26 protein-coding genes are annotated in these 22,314 nt (G+C 70.1%); 21 read left to right on the top strand and 5 right to left on the bottom strand.

Translation table 11 applies throughout. The features are described 5' to 3' along the window. Positions 1–32 precede the first annotated feature (32 nt). Positions 33–314: a DUF397 domain-containing protein gene (locus ABD284_RS00965; protein WP_344139839.1), complete on the bottom strand. Its 282-nt coding sequence runs from the start codon at positions 312–314 to the stop codon at positions 33–35. After that, on the bottom strand, positions 292–1,143 hold the full coding sequence (locus tag ABD284_RS00960) for a DUF5753 domain-containing protein (protein WP_344139836.1): 852 nt from the start codon (positions 1,141–1,143) through the stop codon (positions 292–294). The genes ABD284_RS00965 and ABD284_RS00960 overlap by 23 nt, the downstream gene beginning before the upstream one ends. Positions 1,144–1,337: 194 nt before the next feature. On the opposite strand from ABD284_RS00960, the gene ABD284_RS00955 reads away from it, so the two are divergent. Next, positions 1,338–1,805, top strand: a complete 468-nt coding sequence (locus ABD284_RS00955; RefSeq protein WP_344139834.1) for an ATP-binding protein — start codon at positions 1,338–1,340, stop codon at positions 1,803–1,805. Positions 1,806–1,877: 72 nt separating this feature from the next. On the opposite strand, the gene ABD284_RS00950 is transcribed toward ABD284_RS00955, so the two are convergent. Further along, positions 1,878–2,582 (bottom strand): isochorismatase family protein, encoded by a 705-nt coding sequence (locus ABD284_RS00950; protein WP_344139831.1) that lies wholly within the window; start codon positions 2,580–2,582, stop codon positions 1,878–1,880. A 131-nt stretch (positions 2,583–2,713) separates the two neighbouring features. Here ABD284_RS00950 and ABD284_RS00945 point away from each other — a divergent pair, with 131 nt between their 5' ends. The 20 genes from ABD284_RS00945 (at position 2,714) to ABD284_RS00850 (ending at position 19,735) form a co-directional block, all read left to right on the top strand. After that, the gene (locus ABD284_RS00945) at positions 2,714–3,298 is read left to right on the top strand and encodes a kinase (RefSeq protein ID WP_344139828.1); all 585 of its coding nucleotides are present in this window, start codon (positions 2,714–2,716) and stop codon (positions 3,296–3,298) included. 266 nt (positions 3,299–3,564) lie between these two features. Beyond that, a complete protein-coding gene (locus ABD284_RS00940) occupies positions 3,565–4,071 on the top strand; it encodes a hypothetical protein (RefSeq protein ID WP_344139825.1) in 507 nt (168 codons plus the stop codon). Positions 4,072–4,100: 29 nt separating this feature from the next. Continuing rightward, the gene (locus ABD284_RS00935) at positions 4,101–4,895 is read left to right on the top strand and encodes a hypothetical protein (RefSeq protein ID WP_344139822.1); all 795 of its coding nucleotides are present in this window, start codon (positions 4,101–4,103) and stop codon (positions 4,893–4,895) included. A 27-nt stretch (positions 4,896–4,922) separates the two neighbouring features. Beyond that, the gene (locus ABD284_RS00930; RefSeq protein ID WP_344139819.1) at positions 4,923–5,648 is read left to right on the top strand and encodes an SAF domain-containing protein; all 726 of its coding nucleotides are present in this window, start codon (positions 4,923–4,925) and stop codon (positions 5,646–5,648) included. Then, on the top strand, positions 5,648–6,397 hold the full coding sequence (locus ABD284_RS00925; RefSeq protein WP_344139816.1) for a CpaE-like family protein: 750 nt from the start codon (positions 5,648–5,650) through the stop codon (positions 6,395–6,397). Before ABD284_RS00930 ends, ABD284_RS00925 begins: the two co-directional genes overlap by 1 nt. Next, complete coding sequence (locus ABD284_RS00920) at positions 6,394–7,737, top strand: TadA family conjugal transfer-associated ATPase (protein ID WP_344139813.1); 1,344 nt, start codon at positions 6,394–6,396, stop codon at positions 7,735–7,737. The genes ABD284_RS00925 and ABD284_RS00920 overlap by 4 nt, the downstream gene beginning before the upstream one ends. Beyond that, positions 7,725–8,603: a type II secretion system F family protein gene (locus ABD284_RS00915; RefSeq protein ID WP_386699129.1), complete on the top strand. Its 879-nt coding sequence runs from the start codon at positions 7,725–7,727 to the stop codon at positions 8,601–8,603. The genes ABD284_RS00920 and ABD284_RS00915 overlap by 13 nt, the downstream gene beginning before the upstream one ends. Beyond that, complete coding sequence (locus tag ABD284_RS00910) at positions 8,600–9,493, top strand: type II secretion system F family protein (RefSeq protein ID WP_344139807.1); 894 nt, start codon at positions 8,600–8,602, stop codon at positions 9,491–9,493. Before ABD284_RS00915 ends, ABD284_RS00910 begins: the two co-directional genes overlap by 4 nt. A gap of 44 nt (positions 9,494–9,537) precedes the next feature. Beyond that, positions 9,538–9,726, top strand: a complete 189-nt coding sequence (locus ABD284_RS00905) for a hypothetical protein (protein WP_344139804.1) — start codon at positions 9,538–9,540, stop codon at positions 9,724–9,726. 2 nt (positions 9,727–9,728) lie between these two features. Continuing rightward, entirely contained in the window at positions 9,729–10,130 is a 402-nt protein-coding gene (locus tag ABD284_RS00900) for a pilus assembly protein (protein WP_344139801.1), read from the top strand. A gap of 26 nt (positions 10,131–10,156) precedes the next feature. After that, entirely contained in the window at positions 10,157–10,540 is a 384-nt protein-coding gene (locus tag ABD284_RS00895; protein WP_344139795.1) for a TadE/TadG family type IV pilus assembly protein, read from the top strand. Continuing rightward, positions 10,537–10,938: a TadE/TadG family type IV pilus assembly protein gene (locus tag ABD284_RS00890; RefSeq protein WP_344139792.1), complete on the top strand. Its 402-nt coding sequence runs from the start codon at positions 10,537–10,539 to the stop codon at positions 10,936–10,938. The genes ABD284_RS00895 and ABD284_RS00890 overlap by 4 nt, the downstream gene beginning before the upstream one ends. A gap of 34 nt (positions 10,939–10,972) precedes the next feature. Continuing rightward, a complete protein-coding gene (locus ABD284_RS00885) occupies positions 10,973–13,375 on the top strand; it encodes an OmpA family protein (RefSeq protein ID WP_344139789.1) in 2,403 nt (800 codons plus the stop codon). A 771-nt stretch (positions 13,376–14,146) separates the two neighbouring features. Continuing rightward, positions 14,147–14,953, top strand: a complete 807-nt coding sequence (locus ABD284_RS00880; protein WP_344139786.1) for a hypothetical protein — start codon at positions 14,147–14,149, stop codon at positions 14,951–14,953. A 105-nt stretch (positions 14,954–15,058) separates the two neighbouring features. Further along, entirely contained in the window at positions 15,059–15,574 is a 516-nt protein-coding gene (locus ABD284_RS00875; protein ID WP_344139784.1) for a hypothetical protein, read from the top strand. A 101-nt stretch (positions 15,575–15,675) separates the two neighbouring features. Then, on the top strand, positions 15,676–16,884 hold the full coding sequence (locus ABD284_RS00870; RefSeq protein WP_344139781.1) for a hypothetical protein: 1,209 nt from the start codon (positions 15,676–15,678) through the stop codon (positions 16,882–16,884). A 197-nt stretch (positions 16,885–17,081) separates the two neighbouring features. Further along, entirely contained in the window at positions 17,082–17,414 is a 333-nt protein-coding gene (locus ABD284_RS00865) for a hypothetical protein (protein ID WP_344139778.1), read from the top strand. A 248-nt stretch (positions 17,415–17,662) separates the two neighbouring features. Then, entirely contained in the window at positions 17,663–17,899 is a 237-nt protein-coding gene (locus ABD284_RS00860; protein ID WP_344139775.1) for a hypothetical protein, read from the top strand. Positions 17,900–17,992: 93 nt separating this feature from the next. Then, positions 17,993–18,199 (top strand): hypothetical protein, encoded by a 207-nt coding sequence (locus ABD284_RS00855; RefSeq protein ID WP_344139772.1) that lies wholly within the window; start codon positions 17,993–17,995, stop codon positions 18,197–18,199. A 336-nt stretch (positions 18,200–18,535) separates the two neighbouring features. Continuing rightward, positions 18,536–19,735: an N-6 DNA methylase gene (locus ABD284_RS00850; protein WP_344139769.1), complete on the top strand. Its 1,200-nt coding sequence runs from the start codon at positions 18,536–18,538 to the stop codon at positions 19,733–19,735. A gap of 615 nt (positions 19,736–20,350) precedes the next feature. On the opposite strand, the gene ABD284_RS00845 is transcribed toward ABD284_RS00850, so the two are convergent. Together ABD284_RS00845 and ABD284_RS00840 are read right to left on the bottom strand one after the other, a co-directional pair. Further along, a complete protein-coding gene (locus tag ABD284_RS00845; protein WP_344139766.1) occupies positions 20,351–21,421 on the bottom strand; it encodes a C40 family peptidase in 1,071 nt (356 codons plus the stop codon). Continuing rightward, the gene (locus ABD284_RS00840; protein ID WP_344139763.1) at positions 21,414–22,310 is read right to left on the bottom strand and encodes a replication-relaxation family protein; all 897 of its coding nucleotides are present in this window, start codon (positions 22,308–22,310) and stop codon (positions 21,414–21,416) included. Before ABD284_RS00840 ends, ABD284_RS00845 begins: the two co-directional genes overlap by 8 nt. Positions 22,311–22,314: the final 4 nt, after the last annotated feature.

Genomic DNA, 22,314 nt, shown 5'->3' with positions numbered 1-22,314 from the left:
TCGGCTCTGCGCAGCGGAAACAGCCAATCGGGCTACATGCCGTGGCGGCGTGCGGATGCAAGGAAGGCTGTCCACTCAGCGGACGGGAAGTCCAGCGCCCCTTCCCCCGTGTGTTTGCTGTCGCGCACGGCGCGGGCGCCTGCGGGAAGGTCGGCGACCTGGACGCAATTGCCCTGTCCGCCCGTATAGGTGGAGACGTACCACGTCAGGTGGGCCTGACCAGCCGGACTATAGCCGTCCGCTGAAGTCGCAGCCGGGAACTCGGGGTTTCCAGGGTGGTGCTCCGGGGCGTCATGCGGCCGATCGCAGCGCACGGGTGATCAGCTCCCTTGTCGTTTCGGTGGATGCCGCGTCCGCCTGCAGGCTGGCGAACGTGTGGGTGTGGAGGTCGACTTCCTTCTCGTGTTCGAGGTAGATCGCTCCACCGCAATATTCGACATAGACCAGCGCGTACTCCGTCTGTACGACGGTGTAGTCCAGGATCACGAATGAGCCGTAGCTGGCGGCGTGGCTGCCGGCGGTGAACGGTAGGACGCGCAGGTCTACGTTCGTCCGTTCGCTGAGCGACAGCAAGTGCTGGAGTTGCTCGCGGTGTACGCGGGAACCGCCGACGACGCGATATAGCGCGGCTTCGCTTACGACGGCTCCCAGATCGGCTGGTGCGGTGCCGGTGAGCTTCTCCTGGCGGCGCTGGCGCAGATTCACGCCTTCCTGCACGTCGTCGGGACTTGGCGCGCTGACGTCCTTCTCGATCAGGCTTTGCGCGTAGTCCGGCGTCTGCAGGATGCCGGGCACCCACTCGGGCTCGTAGGTGCGGATGCGATGAGCAGCGGTCTCCACGCCGATGAACAGGCTGAACCAGTCGGGAACAGCGCCCTTGTATCGCTGCCACCAGCCGGCTTCTTTGGCAGCGTAAGCCAGCGGGAGGATCGACTCGATGGTGTCGGCGGCAACGCCGTAGTGCTCCATGAGCACTTTCGCATCACCTGGTGAGATCGTCGTCTCACCGCGTTCGACGCGGCTGAGTGTGGCCTTGGAGAAGCCGGCCACGGCGGCGGCTTGCACCGCCGAGCTGCTGCCGCGGCTCTCGCGCAGGAAGTTCGCGAGACCGAGACGGGCAACCATGGGGCTGCCTGCGGACACAGAGCCTCCTCCAACTGGGGATCGGACGCTCCTCTCAGTCTTGCGTATACGGCATCTGCGCGACAACTTAATGCAAATCACTGTATGAGATTCTCATTATGAGTGTTGCGTTGTGCTTGTTCTCACGCCAGACTCAACTCTACGGGAACCCCCGAGTTGTATCTCTGTCCTGCGACTGCTCTGAGGTGAGAGCGATGAGGACCCGCATCGGCGCATTGCGTCCCCCCTATACCGACGACCGACCTCCGCAGTACCGCCTGCCCGGCACCCCAGAAGCCGCCCGCGAAGCGCGTGAGTACGTGACTTCGGCCCTGGGGCCGAACAACCCGCTCCTTTCCGAGGCCCAGCTCATCGCCTCGGAGTTGGTCACCAACGCCTATCTCCACTCGCGCAGTGGCCTGCCGGACGGCACAATCGGCTTCACCGTCGCGCCCCTGGTGTGCGGATGCTTCATCGAGGTCGCCGACGCCGGACCACGGTCAAGTGCGCCGACCTCTCCGCGCGTGCGTGTCCCTGACGGCGATGAAGCCGAGGGGCGCGGACTGCTTCTGATCGACGCCACCGCCTATGCCTGGGGCGACACAGCTTGTCCCTGCGGAGGACGGTCGGTGTGGGCCCTGCTCGTCCACGCTGGTGAGCAAGCCCAGGCGGACGCGGCGTAAGGAGGCGAGGCAGAACCCGCTGTCATCGAGGACATCTGCACTCGGTGATGGCTGCCGCCGAGCCGGCGTTCGTCACGTTATCGGTGGTCGGGTTTTCAGCAGGCGGAGTATGTCGGCGGTGGGCCGGACGTCGCCGAAGGAGCGGTAGACCGAGCGCAAGGATGCGTTGTGGGCCTCATCGGTTCCGCCCGCTGTGGCGTCGGCGACCAGAACCACCCGGTAGCCCAGCGTGCTCGCGTCGCGCGCCGAGGATTCGCAGCACACCCCGGTCACCGTCCCGGCGATCAGCACCGTGTCCACTCCGCGTGCGGCCAGCAGGTCGGGAACCGGCGAGCGGCCGGGGAAGAAGGCGCTGGGCGCGGACTTCTCGGCCCACAGGTCGCCGGGCCGCGGCCGCAGCCCGGACCACAGCCGCGCTTCAACGGGGCCGTCGCCGCCCGCGCGGGCATAGGCCGCGGCCATCTGCGCACCGTAGAAGCCCACCGCCCATTGCGACGGTCGCGCCCCAGCCTCAGGCAGCACCCACACCACCGTTCCGCCGATAGCCCGTAGGCCCTGGGCGAGCTGTTCGATCCGGCGTACGATGCCGCGGCAGTAGCCGTCGTCGGCGACGAAGAACGCGACCATCTCGACCACGACCAGCGCGGTCCTCCGCGGATCCAGTTCCTCGTAGGCATACCGGCGTCCGCGCCGGGCCTCGTGGCTTGCGTATTCCGCGGGCGCGATACGCCAGTCGTGATCCCGCGGATCGGGGGAGGCGGGCTGGGCATGCTGCACGCGCACCAGCCTGCCATCCGGCGCCCCAACCGCAGCCGGGCACAGGTACCGCAGCAAGTGGAGCCCAGGCCACCAGCGCCCTTGCCTGATATACGACAGGCCGAGGTCCTGCGTTCGCTACGTTGGTCTCCGTGCGTACCGCCACCGGTGCGACCGTGACACGGCTGATCGTCTTGCGCGGCAACTCCGCCGCGGGCAAGAGCACGGTCGCGGCCGAACTGCGCCGACGCTACGGGCGCGGGATCGCTGTCGTCGCGCAGGACAACCTGCGCCGCGTCGTCTTGCGCGAGAAGGACGTGCCCGGTGGGGCCAACATCGGGCTGATCGACGTCACGGCGCGCTACGCGCTCGACCACGGTTATCACGTCATCGTCGAAGGCATCCTCCATGCCGCCCGCTACGGCGACATGCTGCGTACGCTGCGCGACGATCACCGCGGGCTCAGCGACTGCTTCTACCTCGATGTGAGTTTCGCCGGGAGCATGCGACGACACGCCACGCGCCCGCAGGCCGCCGAGTTCGGTGAAGACGAGATGCGTGCGTGGTACGTCGCCCACGACCTGGTGCCCGGATTGGATGAGGTGGTGATCGGCGAGGAGAGCACCCTGGCGGCCACGGTCGAGCAGGTGTTGGGGGAGACCGGGCTGTTGGGAGCGCGTCGCCACCGCTCCACCGCCAAGGCGGAGCGTCCACACCATCGTGACACGGGATCGTGATCGTTGGCTGTGTCCGATTGCTGCGCCGATAAGGCGGGCTCACTAGAGAAAATGATCACCAAAGGCGGACGTAGGCGCTGATTCACGCGCGAATCAGGCTTACCTTTCGGTGAGTGTCGGCTTATCCCTCACTGGCGGCCAGAAAATCGCTTTAGGTGTGCGTGACGGGCGTATTACTCTCGGGAGTCCGATTCGGACGGGAACAAGCTCCATTCACGGGGTGACCGATGGCTCTTGCTCGGGAAGTGGCCGCTGCGTGCGGCGGGATGCTGACAGCTCTTGTGCTGGCAGGCTGCACACCGTCGGGGAACGCGCCCGCGACACCGTCCGCCCCGCCATCGGCGACTCAATCGTCGCCGTCTGCATCCGCCGACGATCAAGCTCTCGATGCCTACAACAGCATGTGGGACGTCATCGCTGAGCAGTCCCACAGCAGTGATCCCGACGTCACGGCATTGGAGCCCTACGCGACCGGTCAGGCACTGGAGTTCGCCCAGAGCAACCTCGAAGAGCGGGCCGCGGACGGGGTCATCGCGCGCGGTCAGCCCTCGCATTCTCCCGAAGTCACCGCAGTCGACGTCGAGGACGGCACGGCCGAGATCAGCGACTGCGTGGACACCACCGCATGGCTGCAGGAGGATGCCGAAACCGGCGAATTGATCGATGAAAAGAAGGAAGAACCGCTCCGCCGCCAGGCTGAAGCCGTCGTCCAGAAAGACGGGATTACCTGGAAAGTCTCCGAACTCCTCCTTGGGCAGATCGGCTCATGTTAAGCCCGGTGCGTGCTGTAGCTGTGGGGTGCTTGACAGCAACGGCGCTACTCGCCGGCACCTCTACCGCGTGGGCCGATCCCGACTACTTCGAGGGCAACGCCCATTGTGATGCCTTCGGTTGCGAAGCCGACGCCGAGTCGGGCCAGGAGGCCCCGGGCGCTGCACCGCAGGCAGGTGAGGAAAGCGGTGGTGGGAGCGCTTCCGGCGGCGCAGGCGGTGGTTCGACGGCTCCCGTCGAGGCTGAGCCCAACTGCGAAGAGGTCGCACTCGGCCAGCAGGAGTGCGAGACGACCCTGACCGAGGCCGATCTGGGTGACGAGGCGGTCGTGGCGGAAGCTCCGATCGATGTGGCGGATGACGCCCGCGACGCGCTTGAGCTGCCGCAGCCGGGGATCGCGGCTTCGCCGGCGCTGGGTCAGCCGGTGCTGGTGCAGGTTCCGGTGTGGCTGTGGATCGACGAGGAGACCTGGAGCCCGGAATCGGCGCAGGCCGAGGTTCCGGGCGGGTCGGTGTCGGTGACCGCCACCCCCACCAGCGCGCGCTGGTCGATGGGCGACGGGACCACGGTCACCTGCGAGGGCCCCGGAGTGCCCTACGTGGCCGGGCGCCACGATCCGGCGGCGGCCTCGCCCGAGTGCGGCCACACCTACACCCGCGCATCGATGGGCGAGCCCGACGGTACTTACGACCTGGGTGTGGAGGTCACCTGGGAGGTGACCTGGGAATCGACCGACGGCGGCGGGGAACTGGACCCGCTGGTGACCAGCGCCGCCGCCGAGGTGGATGTTGTGGAGTCCCACGGATTGGTGGAACCGACCGGATAGGCAACGACACACCGGCAAGGGGGCCGGATGGCAGCAACAGCGGAAAGGACCGAGCACAAGAAGAACGAAGCAGCCGCGCCGCAGCGGCTGCTGGGGGCCGGACCGCGCCGGTGGCGATGGCTGGCCCTGGGCGCGGCGCTGATGGCACTGGGCGCCGCAGCGGTAGCCGCCGCACTGGGCCAGGTCGACCAGCGCAGCGGCATGGTGGCCGCGGCCCAGGACCTTCCGGCCGGGCACGTACTGGCCCAAGACGATCTGCAAGTAGTCGAAATCGCGGGCGGCGAAGAGGTGGCTGCGATTCCGGCGGGCCGCCTCGGGAGCCTTGTCGGGCAGACCGTTCAGACGCCCATCGGTAAGAACGCTCTGATCGCTCCGGGGGATGTGGGCACCGGGGCGGAGCACCCGAATGCGGATGAAGCGGTCGTCGGTGCGAGTCTCGCCGGCAATCAGGTCCCCTCCTCCTTGCAGGCCGGCGCGCAGGTGGCCCTGGTCATCACGGTTTCCGCGACCATCGACGATCAGACCCCCTCCGGTGAGGACGCTTCCGCAGGCGCTCAGGGCACGCCTGCCCCACCGCCACCGGCGGAGCCGATCTCGGCGCGGGTGCAGACGGTGACCCCGCCCGGCGAAGGCAGCGGTCGGCAGGCCACGCGCGTGGAGTTGGTGGTGGACGCCTCCGATGCGGAGGTGGTGGCGCGGGCGGCCTCGGCCGATGCGCTGACCGTGGTCGAGGTCGCCGGAGGTGAAAGGTGATGGCCACCGTCGTGCTGTTCTCGCTGGGCGGCGCCCCCGGGGTGACCACCCTGGCGCTGGCGGTGGCCGCCGCGTGGCCCAAGCCGGTGCCCACCGTGATGGTGGAGGCCGACGCCGCCGGAGGCGATATCGCCGCCTGGCGGCGCCTGCCCGTCTCGCCAGGGCTCGTGGAGTTGGCCGCCGCCGCTCGCACAGACGCACCCTTCGCCGACGGCGCCGCTGCGCCGGTGGTGCTGGGCTGCAGCCAGGTGCTGGCGGGCGGGCAGCGGGTGTGTGTGGCTCCGCTGCTGACTGATAGTGCGGCGGGGGCCGTGCGCCTGCTGGCGGGCCATCCGGCGGTTCTGCGGGCTGATGGTGTGGTGACGGTGGTGGATGCGGGCCGGGTGGCGCCCCGCACGCCTGCGGCGAGTTTGGTGGCATCGGCCGATACCGCACTGCTGGTGGTGGGCGATGACCTGGCCCAGCTCAAACGCGCCCAGGGCAGCTTGCCCGCACTGCGTGAGGCGGTGGCGCATTTGGGACTAGTCATCACCGGCACTGCAACGGCCGCAGGCCAGGTGCACGAGGCGCTCGGGGTGCCGGTGCTGCAGCGGGTGCCCGCCGATGCCCGGTCGGCGGCGTTCCTGCGCGGACACGCCCAGCCTCCGCGCCCGTATCGCCGCCCGCTCATGCGCTCGGCCCGCCATCTGGCCGAACGCCTCGCCCACACCACACCACTGACCCCGGCGGAGAAGGCGGGCGCCCGATGAGTCATCAGGAGCCCGTCACCGTCAACGCCGCGGCCGATGCCGTCCTGGCGGAGTGGGTGCGGTTCGTCGCCGGTGAGGCCACCCGCCGGCTCAGCGCCGCGATCGCCGATCAGGACGCGCCGCTGGAAGGCGAGGAGTACCGGCGCCGCGCGCAGCAGACGGTGCGCCAGGTGCTGGACGAAGCCGCCCAACGGCTGCTCTCCCAGGCCCGCCCGGTCCTGGACGGTGCCGCCGAGCAGGTGGTGGCCCATCGGGCGGTGGCCCGGGTGTGCGGGCTGGGGCCGCTGCAGGAACTGCTGGAAGACCCCCGGATCGAGAACATCAACCTCACCGGGGCCGAGGTGTGGGTGCGCTACGCCGACGGCAGCCGCGAACACCGGCCCCCCGTGGTTTCCGGTGGTGAGGAGTTGGTGGCGCTGGTGCGGCGCATCGCCGCCGAGTCCCCGGCCGGGGAACGCCGCTTCGACCCGGCCGCCCCGATCCTGGACATGCCCCTGCCCGACGGGTCGCGCCTCAACGCCGTCATGGACGTGGCCCACGCCCCGGCGGTGTCGATCCGGCGCCACCGCTACCGCACCACCACCCTGGCCGAACTGCGTGGCCTAGGCACTGTCGACGACATGCTGACGAAACTGTTGGCGGCGGCGGTGCGGGCCCGGTTCAACATCGTCGTCTCCGGCGGGACGAACGCCGGCAAAACCACCTTGTTGCGTGCTTTGGCCAGCGAGGTCGGATCATCGGAACGCCTGGTCACCGTCGAGGACGTAGCCGAACTCGGCCTGCACCGCGACCGCGAGGCCCACCCGGACGCGGTGGGACTGTATGCCCGCCCGCCCAACGTGGAGGGCGCCGGCGAGATCACCGTGGCCGACCTGGTGCGCTCGGCGCTGCGTATGTCGCCGGACCGGGTCATCGTGGGCGAGACCCGCGGCGCCGAAACCGTGCCGCTGCTCAACGCCATGAGTCAGGGCAACGACGGCAGTCTGACCACCCTGCACGCCGCCTCCTCAGCGGGCGCCTTCACCAAGCTGGGCGCCTACGCCGCACAGTCGGCCGAACGACTACCCCTGGAGGCCACCGCGCTGCTGGTCGCGGCGGCGGTGCACCTGGTCGTGCACATCTCGGCCACCCCCACGGGTGAGCGGGTGGTGACCAGCGTGCGCGAGGTGGTCGGCGCCGAAGGCCAGCGGGTGGCCTCCAACGAGATCTACCGCCGCAGCCGCACCGGCGAGGTGCTGCCGGCGGCGCCGCCCAGCCCCGACACCATCGACGAGTTGGCCGAGCACGGCTTCGACGTCTCCCGCCTGCTCGCCACCGACGCACGGGGGTGGGCCACGTGACCACCACCGTGATCGTCACCGGCGTCGTCGGCGGGCTGGCGGTGGGCGCCGGGGCATGGATGGTCCTGCTGGCCGTCGGCGCCCGCGCAGCCAGCGCCCGGGGCGGTGTGCGTCGCCTGGTGGGCTCGCGGAACCGGCTTGTGCGCCTGGGTGCGGCCGGGGGCGCCGGTCTCGCGGGATGGATACTCACCGGGTGGCCGGTCGCGGTGGCGCTGTTCGCGGTCGGGGTGTGGTGGCTGCCCGCCCTGCTGGGGCCCGACCGGGCTCACACCGCGCGGGTGGCGCGCATCGAGGCGGTGGCCTCCTGGAGTGAGCAGGTGCGCGACCTGATGGCCGGGGCCTCGGGGCTGCAGCAGGCCATCACCGCTACCGCCCCCATCGCCCCCGCACCCATCCGTGAACCGGTAGGGCGCCTGGCCGACGACCTGCGCACCGGCCGCGATCCCCACGGGGCGCTGGCCGCGTTCGCACACGCGGTGGATACCCCGACGGCGGACCTGGTGGCCGCCGCGTTGTCGAGTGCGGTCGGCAGTCACGCGGCCGATCTGGGGGCGCTGCTGTCGCGCCTGGCGGAGGCGACCCGCGAGCAGGCCGGGATGCTGGTGCGGGTGGCCGCCGGGCGGGCGCGGGTGCGCACCGCGATGCGCATCATCATCGCCGTCACGATGGCCCTAGCTGCCGGACTGGTGGTGTTCAACCCGGTCTACCTGGAGCCCTACGACAGTGCGTTCGGCCAACTCGTCCTCGTCCTGATCGGCGGGTTGTGGGCGCTGGCGCTGGTGTGGCTGGCGCGGCTGGCGCGCAGCGACCTGGGTCCGCGTGTCCTCGACCCCCACGCGAACGAGAAGGGGGCGGTCGCTTCATGAGCCCTCTGGTTGTCGGCGTCGCCGGAGGCGCCGCTTTCGCCGCGGGTGTGTGGATCGTGTTCGCGGTGCGCTTCGCCGGCCCGCGACTGGTCGAACTGCTGGCCGACCCGCCACCACCCGCCCCACGCGACCAGTCCGTCCGCCCTGGCGGGTGGAGCGCCCGTCTGGGTGCGGCCGGTGTTCCCGTGTTGTCCGCACTCGGGTTGCCCACCGACCGCGCCCGCACCCGCCTGGCGATCTGCGAGCGCGACGCCGCTGGCTACCTGGCGGAGAAGTCCACCGCCGCCGTGTTGGGGATCGGTCTGCCGCCGCTTCTGGGCGCCGTTTTGCTGGCGCTCGGTGTCGATGTCGCGGGCCTGTACGGCGTGGCGGTGTGGGCTCTGCTGGCGGTGGTGCTGTGGCTGGCGCCCGACCTCTCCCTGCGCGACGAGGCCACCAAGCGCCGCACGAGGATGCGCCACACCGTGGCCGCCTTCGCCGACCTGGTCGTGGTCGCGTTGGCCGGCGGCGCCGGGGTCACCGGCGCCTTGGACGAGGCCGCCCACGCCAGCCCGGCCCCCGACCTGCGCCGCATCCGCACCGCCTTGCGGGCCGCCGCGGTGCAGCACCGCCCACCGTGGGAGGCATTGCGCGAGCTGGGACAGCGCTACGACCTGGACGAGTTCGCCGAACTGGCCGCCAGCCTGCAACTGGCCGGGGCCGACGGCGCCCGCGTGCGCGCTTCCCTGGCCGCCAAAGCCACGAGCCTGCGCACCCAGCACCTGGCCGCGATGGACGCCGATGCTCAGGCGGCCACCGAACGCATGAGCCTGCCCGTCGTCGTGCTTTTCGCCGGGTTCCTGATTCTCATCGGGTTCCCGGCGCTGAGCCTCATCCTCACCAGCCTGTGAAAGCCCCGCGAGTTCGCGGATTTCGATCCCCGAGGAGGCCGCCGATGCGCCGCCTGAACCGTCTCACCGCCTACCTCGCAAGCCGCCTCACCCCGGGCCCCTCGCGCTCGGATGCGGGCTATTCCACTGAAGCCGTCCTCGTCATCGCGCTGCTGGCCACCCTCGCTCTGGGGGCGCTGGCGCTGATCAGCGGCGCAGTGCTGAGTAAGGCCGAGTCCATCACGTTGGAGTAGCCGTGCGCCGACTCCTGCCGCGACGTCGCAGTGATCGGGGCAGCGCGGAGCTGGCGATCGCCACCCCGCTGCTTCTGCTGCTGGTGATGCTGTTCGTCCAGACCGCGCTGTGGGCCCACGCCGGCCACATCAGCCAGACCGTCGCCCACCACGCTCTGGCCGCCACACGGGCGGCGGGCGCGACCGAAGCCGACGGAGAGGCCGCCGCGCGCCAGGCCGCCGACCAGCTCGGCGGCGCGATTCTGACCGACGTGCGCGTCCAGGTGGAACGCGGCACGGCGACGGCGCGGGTCACGGTTCGCGCCGAGGTGCCCTCGCTGATCCCCGGCCTCTCCTGGCCCATCACCCAGGAGCAACAGGCGCCGGTCGAACGGATCGTTCCCCTGGAAGGTGAGCAGCGGTGAGGTGGGCCGAGCGGGGGAGCGCGACGGTGGAGCTGGCGCTGCTCACCCCGCTGCTCATCCTCTTGGCCTTGCTGACCGTGCTGGCCTACCGCACCGTCGCGGCGGAGACCACCGCCAACGCGGTGGCCCATACGGCGGCGCGGGCGGCCACCCTGCAACGCACCCCGGCCGCCGCGGAGACTGCGGCCCATCGGGCGGTTGAGAACGCATTGCGTACGCACGAGCTGAGCTGTGCTTCGCACCATCTGGATCTCGACATCGCCGGGCTGCAGCCCGGAGCGACGGTCCAAGCGCGGCTGACCTGCCACGCCGACCTTAGCGACCTGTCGGGGCTGGGCATGCTGTCCGCTACTTCGGAAGTGACCGGGCAGGCGAGCGCGGTCGTCGACGTCTACCGGAGCCGGCCATGAAGCACCCACCCGCCCGGGACGACCGCGGTCAGGTGACGGCCTTCGTCGTCATCATCACCCTCGCCCTCATCCTGCTGTTCGCGTTGGTGGCCGAAGGCGGGGCAGCGCTGTCCACACGCAGCCGCGCCCTGTCGCTGGCCCAGGAAGCGGCCCGCGCCGGCGCCCAGGAACTCGACCTGGCCTCCTACCGCGCCGGGCAGCCCACCACCCTCAACGCATCGGCCGCCCGGCAATCCGCCCAGAGATTCCTGGCCCAATCCGGTGCCGACGGCAGCGTTCACATCGACGGGGCGACGGTCACCGTCACCGCTCGTCTGGACTACACCTTCCACCTGCTGCCATTCGGCACGCGCCCACTAAAGGCCACCGCGAACGCCGCGCCCCATACCGCCCCCTGAAACCGGATACGAGGTAGCCGTGATCATCCGTCGCGTGACCGCCCTGGTCCTCAGCCTCGCCCTGCTGGTCGGTCTTCCCTACGTCGCCCTCGCCGTCCTGGAGTGGCCCGCTCTCGACCCATCGCTGACGGAGGTAGTGGCGCGTCTGCGCGGTGGCAATCTGCCGCCCGGGCTGGGCACCGCCGTGATCATCCTCGCGCTATGGGCGGTATGGGTTCTCTACCTGGTGGCAGTCGTCGCGGAAGTTGCTGCCTGGGTGCGGGGGCGTGCCCCGCGGCTGCGCCCGCTGGGCCCGCTGCAGGTGGTCGCCGCTACCGCGATCGGCGCGAGCCTGACCACTCCGGCCGCCGCCCACGCCGCAACACCGGCTCCGGCCGCCGTCACCGAGGCCCCGACCACCGACCCGGAACCTTCGCCCCAGCCCACTCCTGCGGAGCCCGGCGACCTGCCGGTAAGCGGGGAACAGGCAATCGAGCGCGCACGCGTCGTGGACGGCTTCGGCTACGACTCCGCCGCCCTGTCCGAGCAAATGAAGACCGAGTTGGCGCCGACGGTGTCGATGATTCGCACCCACGCCGTCCCCGACCAGCCCGTCCGCGTCACCGGCCACACCGACGCGGCGGGCGATGCCGCTTACAACCAGCAGCTCTCCCAGGAGCGGGCCGAGGCCGTCGCGGAGTACCTGCGCGACCGGCTCGGCCAGGACGCACCCGCGATCGAGCCCCGTGGTGAAGGCGAAACCCAGCCCTTGGACGAGGCCGGTGCGGCGAGCCAGCGCCGCGCCGAGATCACCTACACCGTCACCCCGCAACCCCAGCCGCGACCGCCCCAGCCCCCGGGCGCCTCCGGCCCCGAACACGAGCCGCAGAACACACCCTCGCCAAAACCGGCGGAGGAGGCACCCCAGCAAGAGGCCGACAACTCAGCGCTCACCGGCGACGACCAGGCCGTCATCGTGGTCAAGCTGCCCGGAGGGGTCCTGCTGACCTCCATGGCCGCAGGTGGAGTCGCCGCCGGATTCGCACTGGGGCGCCGCCGCGCCGGCCCGCCCCCGACACCCGCCCGCCACGCGCACACAGCAGCACCGCGCCGCCCGCACCCCAACCAGCCACACCGGGAAACCAGCCCCGAGACGGCAGACGAGCAGGCGGCTGCCGAACTCGGAACCGCCACGGTGGTGGACCTCAGCGCCGGCGGGCTGGGCATCACCGGCCCCGGCGCCCCCGGTGCCGCCCGCAGCCTGATCGCTCCCGCATTGACCACGAACGAGGATGCACCGCTGCGCCTGATCATCCCCCGCAGCGACGCCGACGACCTGCTCGGAGCGCAGACCACCGCGCGACTGGCGGAGCGCCACACCCCCGCACTGACCCTTACACCGGATCTGAGCCACGCCCTCACCCTGCTGCACACCGAACTGCTGGCCCGCCCCGACAGCGACGACGAGGCGCCGCCCACCGCCGACGCACACCCGTCCACCCCCGTTCTCCTCATCGCCAGCCCTGATGCGGACCACACGGCCGAACTCCGCGCACTCCTGGCCCAAGGGCGAACGATCGGTATCGCGGCCCTGCTGCTGGGCGGGTGGCCGCGCGCGACGGTGACGGTGAACGCCGATCACACCCTCACCACCACCGACACCGACCTGGACCACCTCACCGGCGCCCACTGGCCGGCCACCGACACCGACACCCTCGCCGGAATGATCGCCGCCCTTCCCGCCCGCGGACGCCACCGCACCGACCTGCGGGTGCTCGGCCCCATCACCCTCACCACCGCCACGGGCCCGGTGGCGCTGCGGCGCCGCGCCGCCTTCGAGGTCGCCGCCTACCTCGCCGCCCACCCCGACGGCCCTCGGTTGGAGCGCGCCGTGGAGGACATGTGGCACGGCGAGGCCACCCATCGCGCCAACCGCCGCTTCCACGACGCCATCAGCGCCCTGCGCAGCGCCGTCGGCGGCGACCAGCTCATCCTCCACGAGAACGGCCGCTACCGGCTCAACCCGGCGGCGGTGCGCGTGGACCTGTGGGACCTGCAAGGGCTGCTCGCGGCAACCGAAACCGACCCGGGCGACGCCCGCGCCCGCGCGCGACTTGACCGGGCCGCCGCCGACTTCACCGACCTGGCGGCCGAGGCCGACTACACCTGGGTTGAACCCCTGCGTCTGGAGTTGCGCCGGCGCCTGATCGGCGCACTGCTGTCGTGTGCCGCCTCGGGCGCGGCCGATGACCCGCGCCCGCTCCTGGCCCGAGCCGCCGCCATCGACCCGCGCCACACCGAGGCGCAGCGCGTCCTCATCCGCGCCCACCTGGACCACGACGACAGCACGGCCGCCCTTCAGGCGTTTCGCACCTACAAAACAGCTATGGCCGAGATCGATGCCCAACCCGACGCCACGATCCGGGAACTGGTGAAAAACATCGGAAACCGCGCCTGAAAATCCACCAGGCGCATCAACGAGCCTCGAAGTAGAGTGGCCAGAAATAGCGCATCCGCGCGCCATTCCTCATAGGACGTATATGCACTCAGGGTGGAGTGCTGTTTCAGATTCGCCTCCTGGGAGTTTGTGTGTCCCCTGTAGCGGTCGACGTGACGCCCTCGTAGGGAATTCGCCGTCGCTGGCCGCTTCGCATCATCGGTGTGTTGTGGGGAGCTGCATCAGTGTCCCCGCCCTTTAGATTCCCATCCGCAGAGGTCGAGGGCGCCCGGCGTTTGTACGAATTTTTTGGGGGAGCCACACCCCCCGCCACACCCCCCGCCGTCCTGGCTGGCGGGGGGAACAAGCAGCAAAAGGCCAGGTCACGAGCTGTGCCGCCCCCACCAGCGCACCCCCGGACTAGTGCCGCTGGCGCGGCTGCAAATTGATGGTGTCGGGCGGTTGTTGTGATGGCTGGTTGTATGGCTCCCTGGTGTTTGTTGGGAGGCGTGTGGGGATCATTCTGCTGCGTCGGATTTTATGATCCGTAAGAACATCCGGTTTTCGTTTTCAAGTTCTTCTTGCTTGGGTTTCCAGTTCCTCTTTTTGATGTCTTCTCGGTTGGTGTCGGCCTGGCCTCCCTAATTTCCGGGGTCGGTGTGCCCGGAATCGATGCCTGTGGATCCTTTCAATTCTCCGGTTGGGCAACTAGAATTGTAGGTGTCAGTGAAAGGGACAGCAACCCCGGAAGCTGGCCGCACCCAACACCGAATCTCTTAGGAGATGTCTTCCATGACAATCATGGATGTTGATGTCGCGCGGTACTCGCTTACCGTCGACGCGCGCGAAACTCTGAGCGCCGTTCTCGCGTCGGGTAACGCGCGGCGCGGCGCCAAGCTTGACCGCATCCTGCAAGCGTCCCTCTGCGGCGTCGGCACTGCGGATGCGGCGTTCGCCGTCGCCCCGTTCGTGCGCGTCGATGACGACGACTTCCGCCCGGGACCCGACGCCGGCGACGACTGGCCCGACGTCGCCGACCGGGACGAATCCGGGGTTTTGGCCGCTATGGAGCGCGCGGGGCTGGTCGAGACCTTCGACGTGTTCAGTGAAGGCGTCGGCACGTCCTACCTGAACGAGGGACGCGTTCTGACCGCCGTTCGGGTGCTGCGCCCGTTCGCCGTCGTCACCGTCGCCTACCGCTGGACCGGTGCCCGGTTGGGCTATGCCGACCGCTGGACCATCACCGACCGCACGCCCGTCGTGGGCACCGGCACCTACCTGGTGGGCATGGTCGGCGATTTCGCCATGACCTACGTCGGCGCTACCGGGCTCGACGCCACGGGCGACGAACCGGGCATGAGTGACGATCTGCTGTTCATGTGGCTGGTCGAGCAAGAGGGATTCCTCGCGTCGACCTGCCTGGCCGGCTGCGACGCCTGCGGCGGCCGCTGGGAAGCCGACGGCGGTTCCTGGCACTTCCAGCCCGAGTACGCCAGCGACGCCGACGCTTTCGACTTCGACGACACCGAGGATCACGACGGCGACACCGTCGCCTGCCCGTGCTGCGCCACGGGCCGCGTGGGGTTCCTGGTCGTCTGAGCACCCGCCCGGGCGGGTGCGGTCGGCGCCGCGCTGTCCGCACCCGCCCGGGCCCCTTGCGTTTCCGGATTCCTGCCCCCATCCCGCGTAACGGGAGGTGTGATCATGCTTGCTGCTGTGACCATCGACGGCCAGCCGGCCGCGCTGACTGAGGACGACGCCGAATCCGTGCAATGGGAATTCGACCCCGACGGCTGCGGGGCGCAGTACCGCTGCCGCGCGTGCGGAAGCGAGTTGGCCGCGGGTGCCGACGGTTGGGAAGACGAGAGGGGCGAATCCCGCTGCCGCGCCTTCGAACCGGCCACCGACGACGATCCTGACGACGGCGACGGGCCCCACGATCCCGAAACCATCCCGCTGGGCTGGTGCAACCACGCCGGCATCACCGCCGACGCCGACGCTGATGCGATCACCCTTGCGGTCTCGGTGGGCGATCCCCGCGGCCAGTTCGAGCTGACCATTCGGCGCGTGCCCGCGGACGCGCCCGGCGAACTCGCCGGATGCCTGGTGATGCACGTTCCCTATCCGGGCGAACCCGGCCCGCACGTGCCGCTGCGCGGGCTGCACCCCGGTACCTACGTGCTGGAGGCCGGACGCTCGGCCGCACTGCGCCGCGACTGACCGGCCCCTCCACACCCGCGGGCCGGCCGGGAACCGGCCGGCCCGCGGCCACCACCACGTTGCGATCCGAACTGCCGCGATTCGCGAGAGGAGACACCGCGATGACCGCCGTTACCTCCACTTCCACCACGACCGAGCCGGACACCGTCCGCTTCGAACTGCCCCGCGCAGCGCTGACGGAGGCACTGACCACAGTCGCGCTGGCCGTCCCAACCCATCCCGAGCCCGTCCCGGGCGGGATCATGCTGGACGGCGACGCCGAGGGCTGCCTGCACGTGCGCGCCTTCGACGGACGCACCGCCGTTGCGGTGCGCATCCCCGATGCCGCCAGCGGGCCCGGCTCGATCCTGCTCAACCACGACGACTGCACCAAGACTGTCAACGCGCTGGTCAAGGGAACGCCCAAACGCGAGGCCGACCGCATGACGGCCACGATCACCGCCGACAGCACGGGCGCGCCGACGGTGGAGCTGGCCGGGGCCACCATGCCGCTCCAGTCGCATGCCGTGCAGGAGTACCCGGCCCTGCCCGAGTCCCCGGCACCCGTGGCCCACATGGACCTGTCCCGCTTCAGCGCCGAGGCCGGGCGTGTTCTGTACACCATCGAGGACAACGACGTGTGGCCGCAGGCGGCCGGCGTCCAGTTCGAGGCCCTACCGGTCGGACTCGTCCTGTCCGCCACCGACCGCTACCGGCTGGGCGTCGCCCACGTACCCACCCACACCGAGATCCCCGCAGCCGCGTGCACCACAACGGGCGGCGCGCTGGTCCCCGGCTACCCGCTGGCGCGGATCCTGCGACGGCTGCGCGCAGCGACGGTGGCCATCGGCATCGGTCCCCGCGACAGCTCGCCTCGGCTGGTCTCGCTGGACTGCGGCGACATCAGCATGGTCGTGCACTGCATCGACGCCGAGTTTCCCGACTACCACCGCGTCCGTCCTCGACCAGAACGACGCACTCACCCAGGTTCAGCGCGCCGCCGCGGTGCTGGCCGCCAAAGGCGACAAACACCAGCCCGTGACCCTGGACGTCGACGACGGCGCGGTCCGGCTCTCGCCGGCGCTGTCGGGGCACGGCGAGCAGGTGGCCACACCGCCAGTTCCCGCCGAGATCACCGGCACGGGTGGGCCCCCCGGATGCATTTCAAACCCGAGTTCCTGACGGATGCTCTGGAGACGGTTGCCGGCCCGGGCGTGCGGCTGCACCTGCCCGACACCGAGACCGGAGCGGTGCTGTTCACCGAGGACTACGCCGATCTGAGCGATCCGCTGGCCTTCCGGCACCTGCTCAAACCCATCCACGTGCGTTAGCCCGCGCTGTCTCTCCCGCTCTCCGCTCAGAGCGGGAGAGACAGCCCGCGCCGCCGCTGGCCTTCCGCCACCGAGGCAGTCCGGGACCGCGGCTCGCACCGACTACGCCCGTCTCCGGACTTCTCGTGCCGTCGGCCCGCGAGGCCCCGGAGTCGCGCAACCCAACCCCGCACCGACCACGGGAGAGGAGTCACCCGATGGCTGTGCTCACCGTCGAGATCTTCGCCCACGCACCCCACGACGCCGACCCCCTGAGCGAGACCCAGCGAGCCGGAATCCGTGCCGCATTGCGGTGCGCGCTGGCGCCGCTGTGCGTGCACACCACGGGTTCCCTGCCATTGCTGGGCTACGAGGTCACCCCCTACGCCGGCGCCGCGCTGATCGAGGCGCTGTGCCTGGCCGACTCCGGCCTGGACGCCGTCGACATCCTCGGCGCGCGTCTGGAAGCCGCCATGAGCGATGCGCCCGAGGTGTTTCGCGATTGGAGCCTGCATGCCGGACGCACACGCGTCGAGCACGCCGACAGTTGACCCGCGCGGCACCACGCCCAGACGTCCCCGCCCCTGGTGCCGGCGATCACAGAGGGAGAACACCGCCATGCCGATCCCCCTCACTCCCGAGCAACGCCAGACGCTGCGCCGCGCCGCGGCGGCTCCAGGCGGCACCGTCCCCGCCGACACAGCCCCGACCACGGTCGCCGAGCTGATCGATGCGGACTACATGCATCCCCAGCGGACCGGCAACCCGCACCGCATCACCCCCGACCGGCCGCGCCGCAGTGGCCGGCGACGAACACGGCGTCGTCACCTGGCAGCAACTCACCCCCAACCAGCGGCGTCTGCTGTGCGCCCTGGAGGAGACCCACCCCGGCAGGCGGTCCGATCCCGAGATCTCCCGCGTGGCCATACACGAACTCTGCGCGGGCGACTCGCGCACCGTCGTCGGCCACCGCTGGATTGCCGCCGCCCCCCGAACTGGTGAACACCTTCGCGGCCCACATGCGCGCCTGGCGTGAAACCGACCCGACGCGCGCCGTGCCCACCCCCCGACTCGCTCCAGCGCCCGCCCCGATGAACCGATGACCGCCCGGCACAGATGGAGGTTGCCCATGTCGCCCGCCGATACCGAGGGCGCGGTGTGCGTCGGCGCCGTCGTCGACCCCACCACTCACGAGGTCATGGCCTGGATCAGCACACCCGGGCACACGGCTCACCTTGTGCCGCTTCCTGCGGAGACCGCTCGCAGGTGGGCGCGGATGCTCGAACGCTCTGCCGACGCCGCCGACTTCCTTCACGAGTCCGAGCCAAGCCGGTAACCGGAAACTGTCTTGGCCGGTGTTGTGTGCGAAGCCGCCGAATGCGGCGAAAGGAATAGATCAGAGAATCAGAATCAGAAAAGGATCAAAAGGCCCGACGGGTGAAACACCCCCGGAAGGGTGCCAGCAACTCACCCGCCGGGCCCCAACACCGAAACTCCATCGGAGCGTCGATACCTGACGCCCGGAGGCGCAGGCAGGCACAGTGTAGCGCATGCCCACCTGTGCTGGTAGGGCGCTAGATCGCCTTGCTGTCGCGTCCTCTTCCTGATCAATTCAGTGGCGTCAATTGCTTCGCTCCATCCACTCATAGCTCGGATTATCGAGGTGATGGAAATGGCTGGACCGAAGAAGAACAGCGCTCGCGGTTCCATCAAGTCCACCAAGCGCGCCGGAGTACCCGCCATTGCACGCCCCTACGGCAGGCCCGACCAGCACGCCACCGCGATCGCCGAAACGGTCGACGACGTCTGGCACCGCGCCTACGGTCACGACGACCTGGACGTGCCCGTCTCCGTCGTGGCGGTGCTTGCCATGCTGGCGCCGCCACCTCCCAAACGCGACGACATCGCCAGGCGCGTGATCGCGCTCGACGTCGAGGAGTTCGCCGACGTGATGCGCACGCAGTGGGCGATCTACCTCAATGCCCGCCCCGACCTGGCCAACCGCGTCTGGCCCTTGATGCGACTCTGGCACGGCGAACAGGCCGCGCACGGTACGGCGCTGCACGCCGCCAAGCGCGTCGCCGATGCCGCTCTCACCAAGGGGCAGCTTCACCTGACCGGCGACAGCGAGCTGCGGTGCGCCACCGACCTGTTGGGCAAGGTCCTGACCCTGCTGCGGGGACGCAAGGCCGCCGAGGCCCACGCCGTCTTCTACACCCCCGCACCCGTCACCGAGATGATGGCATGCAGCCTGGGCACGCCCGAGGAGGGCGACTCCGTCCACGAACCCACTGCCGGCACCGGCGGCATGCTGCGCGCCGCCGCACAGAACATGCGCAGCGCGGGCCGCGACCCGGCCACCGTGACCTGGGCCGCAGTCGATCTCGATGAGTTGGCGATCGCCTGCCTGGCGGTCAACGTCGTGCTGTGGGGGTTGGGGCCCCGGGTGCTGTTGGGCGTCGGCAGCGTGCTCACCGACGACTGGATGCACCGCGCCGAGGCCGAACGCCGCGAAACCCTCGACCTGGCCCAGCAGGTTCGCCGCGGCAAGCGAGGGCGACGAGGCGGATTCGGGCTGACCCACCGCGGCACACCCGGAGGCGAGCATGCGCATCCCCTCACGGCCGAAGCCCTCCGCGGCCCACTCCTTCCACGCCCGCTTCCCCGCAGCGGGCCGCCGAGACCGCCGTCGGTCGTCCGCTCGTGTAGGAGTCGACTTGGACGGGCTGGGTTCGCACCGTCTTACTGGTTTCGGGGGCTGATCATCTGGCCGTCGCCAGTAGGCGTCCGGGCGCGTCCCTCAACGCGAGGTCTGGACTCGCCGGGTGGGCGCGGAGGCAGCGGAGTGGCACTTTCGCGGCGGTGTCATTAAACTAGCCACAGCTACGGCGATCCACCACCGTCGAAGCCGGTTGCGCGGGTGCCAGAACGCCCATGCTGTATCCGACACGCAGCAGCAACTGATACTGGCTTGTCCGCTACGGATAACGGTGAGCAACGCTCACCACGCTGGAGACGTACTCAGCAAGTTCCCCAAACCGCAGGGAGCTTTGCAGGTTCTGGACTGCTGCTGAATACGCCTCCATTTTTTGTATCCGCGGGGGACCGTCGAGTTGCGGCGGGGAGGTGGATCGCAAATGAGCTGGCTCGGCCCTGTGCTTCAGGAAGGGGTGCGGGTGGTCGGGGATGCGCTGGACAGTTGGTCTAAAACCACCCGCCTAGCTGCCCTCATCCTGGTGATCGGAGGAGCCACGGCCCTGGTAGTTGGTGCGACAACCTTCAACTAGTGGTACCGGGGGCAAATGTTCAGCATAGGGTCACAGTGCCGCCGTAGCGTGCTGTGACCCTCTCTGGGATCGGCGGGACGAGTTCGTTCGTGCGGGCCTCGCATACTCACGCTGCCCCGCGACTGTGGCAACGACGCCTCTGCATCCGGCGCGGCCCACCGCTCTGCGCGAGGACGATGTTGCATCTGATGCAATAGTGCTCAATTATGCGGTCGGACAGCGCCCATGAACCGCGGGGTATAGAAGTCGTCTTGGACCGGTTCGACCCGTACGTCGCTGCCGGTGGAGGGGGCGTTGATCATCTGTCCGTCGCCGATGTACATCGTGACGTGGCTGGGCGGCGGGCCGGGGGAGCCGACGTCGGTGGTGTCGTAGAACAGCAGATCGCCCGGCTGAAGCTGGCCCAGGGAGACACGCTGTCCGGCCTGGTATTGGTCGGTGGTGACCCGGGGGAGGTCCACGCCGGCGTTCTGCCAGGCCTTCATGGTCAGCCCGGAGCAGTCGAATCCGGCGGGGCCCACACCGCCCCAAATGTAGGGTTTGCCGACCTGGCGCAGCGCCCACTGCACGGCCTTCTGCCCGGCCTGGCTGCCGACACCGCCTCCCACCGCTGCAGGGATCGCGTCGAAGTCGTCGATGGCCTCCAGCACGTCGGCCACGTAGGCGTCGCTGCGGTTGTAGCGAAACAGCGCGTCGGCGAGCTGGGCGCGGTCGGCGAAGTCCACCCCGCCACCCTCGGCGCTCAAGCACAGTTCCCGTGCGCTGGCCAACGCGCTGTCGTAGACGTTGTGCGGGTCCTTCGTCCCGTCTCCGTTACCGTCGGCGCCGTAGGTATCCCAGCCCGAGGGCAAGTGCTGGTTGGGCCCCACCGCGCGGTCGTAGGTGGTGTCGCGGTCCCATCGGCCGTTGTCGGTGTCGTAGTGCGGTGTGGTGTTGCCGCCGACGCCGGACCCGTCGAGGCGGGGCCCGATCATCGGCGGGGACACGGCGCCGTTGGGGGCGATGTCGTGGCCGGCGAGCAGGGACGATTCGATCTTGCCGATGCCGGCGAGGATCTGCCACCGCATCCCCGAGCACTGCGGGTGGGTCTCGGTCAGCGTGGCCGCGGCGCGCACGTAGGCCTCCAGCAGCCGGTCGGGCACTCCGTCGACGTTGGCGGGCGCCCCCGGAGTGGTGTCGGGGCCGGTGACGGCGGTGAGGGCGGAGAAGGCCAGGGCGGGGACGAGCAGGGCTGCGGCACCCAAAGTGGCGCCGCAGCCCGGGCTAGCCAACGTCGTCCTCCTCGCCGGGGTCGAACAGCGTCGGCTGGTGGGGGGTGGGGTTGTTGGGGGCGAGGTCGATGAGGCGGCGCGGGTGCAGGTGGGCATCGTCGGTGCGCACCCACACCGCTTCGGCCGGGTGGGCGCCGTGGACGGCGGTGGCCACCGGAATCGTGGGGCGGGATCCGAGGGCGCGGCGCAGGTGGGCCTCGCGGCGCTCGCCGGGCAGCACGAACAGCACGACAAACGGGGCGGCGGTGGTCTGGGCGAGTTCGCCGTAGGCCTGCACCTTCTCGACCAGGCGGCGCAGGCGTTCGGTGCCCATGTCGTATTCCAGGTAGAAGCCCACACGGGTGTTGGCGATGGTCCAGGTGCCGCCGCCGTCGGGGCGGACGATGTCGCCGTAGAGGTCGGCGCACTCCGATTCGGTCCACCAGTCCAGGTGGGCGTCGTTGGTTTGGTTGCGGGTGTGGGCGTAGAGGTCGACGAAGACCTGGTTGGCCCCGCGCAGGTGGGCCAGTGCGGTTGAGGTGATGGGGGCCAGGGCGCGGTCGCGCCGGTAGCCGAACTCGCGCAGACTCTGGCCGTGCTCGGCGGCGAGGATTTCGGCGCCGGGGGCATCCAGGACGTAGTGCCAGGGGGAGCCGCCGCGGGGCTTCCACGGGCGCAGGCGGTCCAGCGCCCGCAGCCGATACAGCAGCGCCAGGCGCTGTTTGGCGGTGTTGTAGGAGGTCCAGCCCAGGGCGGTGAGCTGGTCGGTGGTCAGCACGCGGTGGCGCCAGATGAGCCGCAGCAGGCGCCGGTCGCGGTCGGTGAGGCGGCGGGCGAGGGTTTTGATGACCTCGGGGGAGCTGATCGGGCGGATGGGGTCGTGGTGGTCGGGCAGCAGCACAACAGACACCGGA

Source organism: Streptomonospora arabica (genome assembly GCF_039531585.1).
GTDB classification, from domain to species: domain Bacteria; phylum Actinomycetota; class Actinomycetes; order Streptosporangiales; family Streptosporangiaceae; genus Streptomonospora; species Streptomonospora halophila.
The sequence above is the reverse complement of the archived record's forward strand: the minus strand, read 5'-3'. Positions and strand labels throughout refer to the sequence as shown.

Coding starts and splice junctions, on each gene's coding strand:
- ABD284_RS00955 (WP_344139834.1), top strand. CDS start 1,338: ATGAGGACCCGCATCGGCGCATTGCGTCCCCCCTATACCGACGACCGA.
- ABD284_RS00940 (WP_344139825.1), top strand. CDS start 3,565: ATGCTGACAGCTCTTGTGCTGGCAGGCTGCACACCGTCGGGGAACGCG.
- ABD284_RS00930 (WP_344139819.1), top strand. CDS start 4,923: ATGGCAGCAACAGCGGAAAGGACCGAGCACAAGAAGAACGAAGCAGCC.
- ABD284_RS00925 (WP_344139816.1), top strand. CDS start 5,648: ATGGCCACCGTCGTGCTGTTCTCGCTGGGCGGCGCCCCCGGGGTGACC.
- ABD284_RS00920 (WP_344139813.1), top strand. CDS start 6,394: ATGAGTCATCAGGAGCCCGTCACCGTCAACGCCGCGGCCGATGCCGTC.
- ABD284_RS00910 (WP_344139807.1), top strand. CDS start 8,600: ATGAGCCCTCTGGTTGTCGGCGTCGCCGGAGGCGCCGCTTTCGCCGCG.
- ABD284_RS00905 (WP_344139804.1), top strand. CDS start 9,538: ATGCGCCGCCTGAACCGTCTCACCGCCTACCTCGCAAGCCGCCTCACC.
- ABD284_RS00890 (WP_344139792.1), top strand. CDS start 10,537: ATGAAGCACCCACCCGCCCGGGACGACCGCGGTCAGGTGACGGCCTTC.
- ABD284_RS00880 (WP_344139786.1), top strand. CDS start 14,147: ATGACAATCATGGATGTTGATGTCGCGCGGTACTCGCTTACCGTCGAC.
- ABD284_RS00875 (WP_344139784.1), top strand. CDS start 15,059: ATGCTTGCTGCTGTGACCATCGACGGCCAGCCGGCCGCGCTGACTGAG.
- ABD284_RS00870 (WP_344139781.1), top strand. CDS start 15,676: ATGACCGCCGTTACCTCCACTTCCACCACGACCGAGCCGGACACCGTC.
- ABD284_RS00865 (WP_344139778.1), top strand. CDS start 17,082: ATGGCTGTGCTCACCGTCGAGATCTTCGCCCACGCACCCCACGACGCC.
- ABD284_RS00855 (WP_344139772.1), top strand. CDS start 17,993: ATGTCGCCCGCCGATACCGAGGGCGCGGTGTGCGTCGGCGCCGTCGTC.
- ABD284_RS00850 (WP_344139769.1), top strand. CDS start 18,536: ATGGCTGGACCGAAGAAGAACAGCGCTCGCGGTTCCATCAAGTCCACC.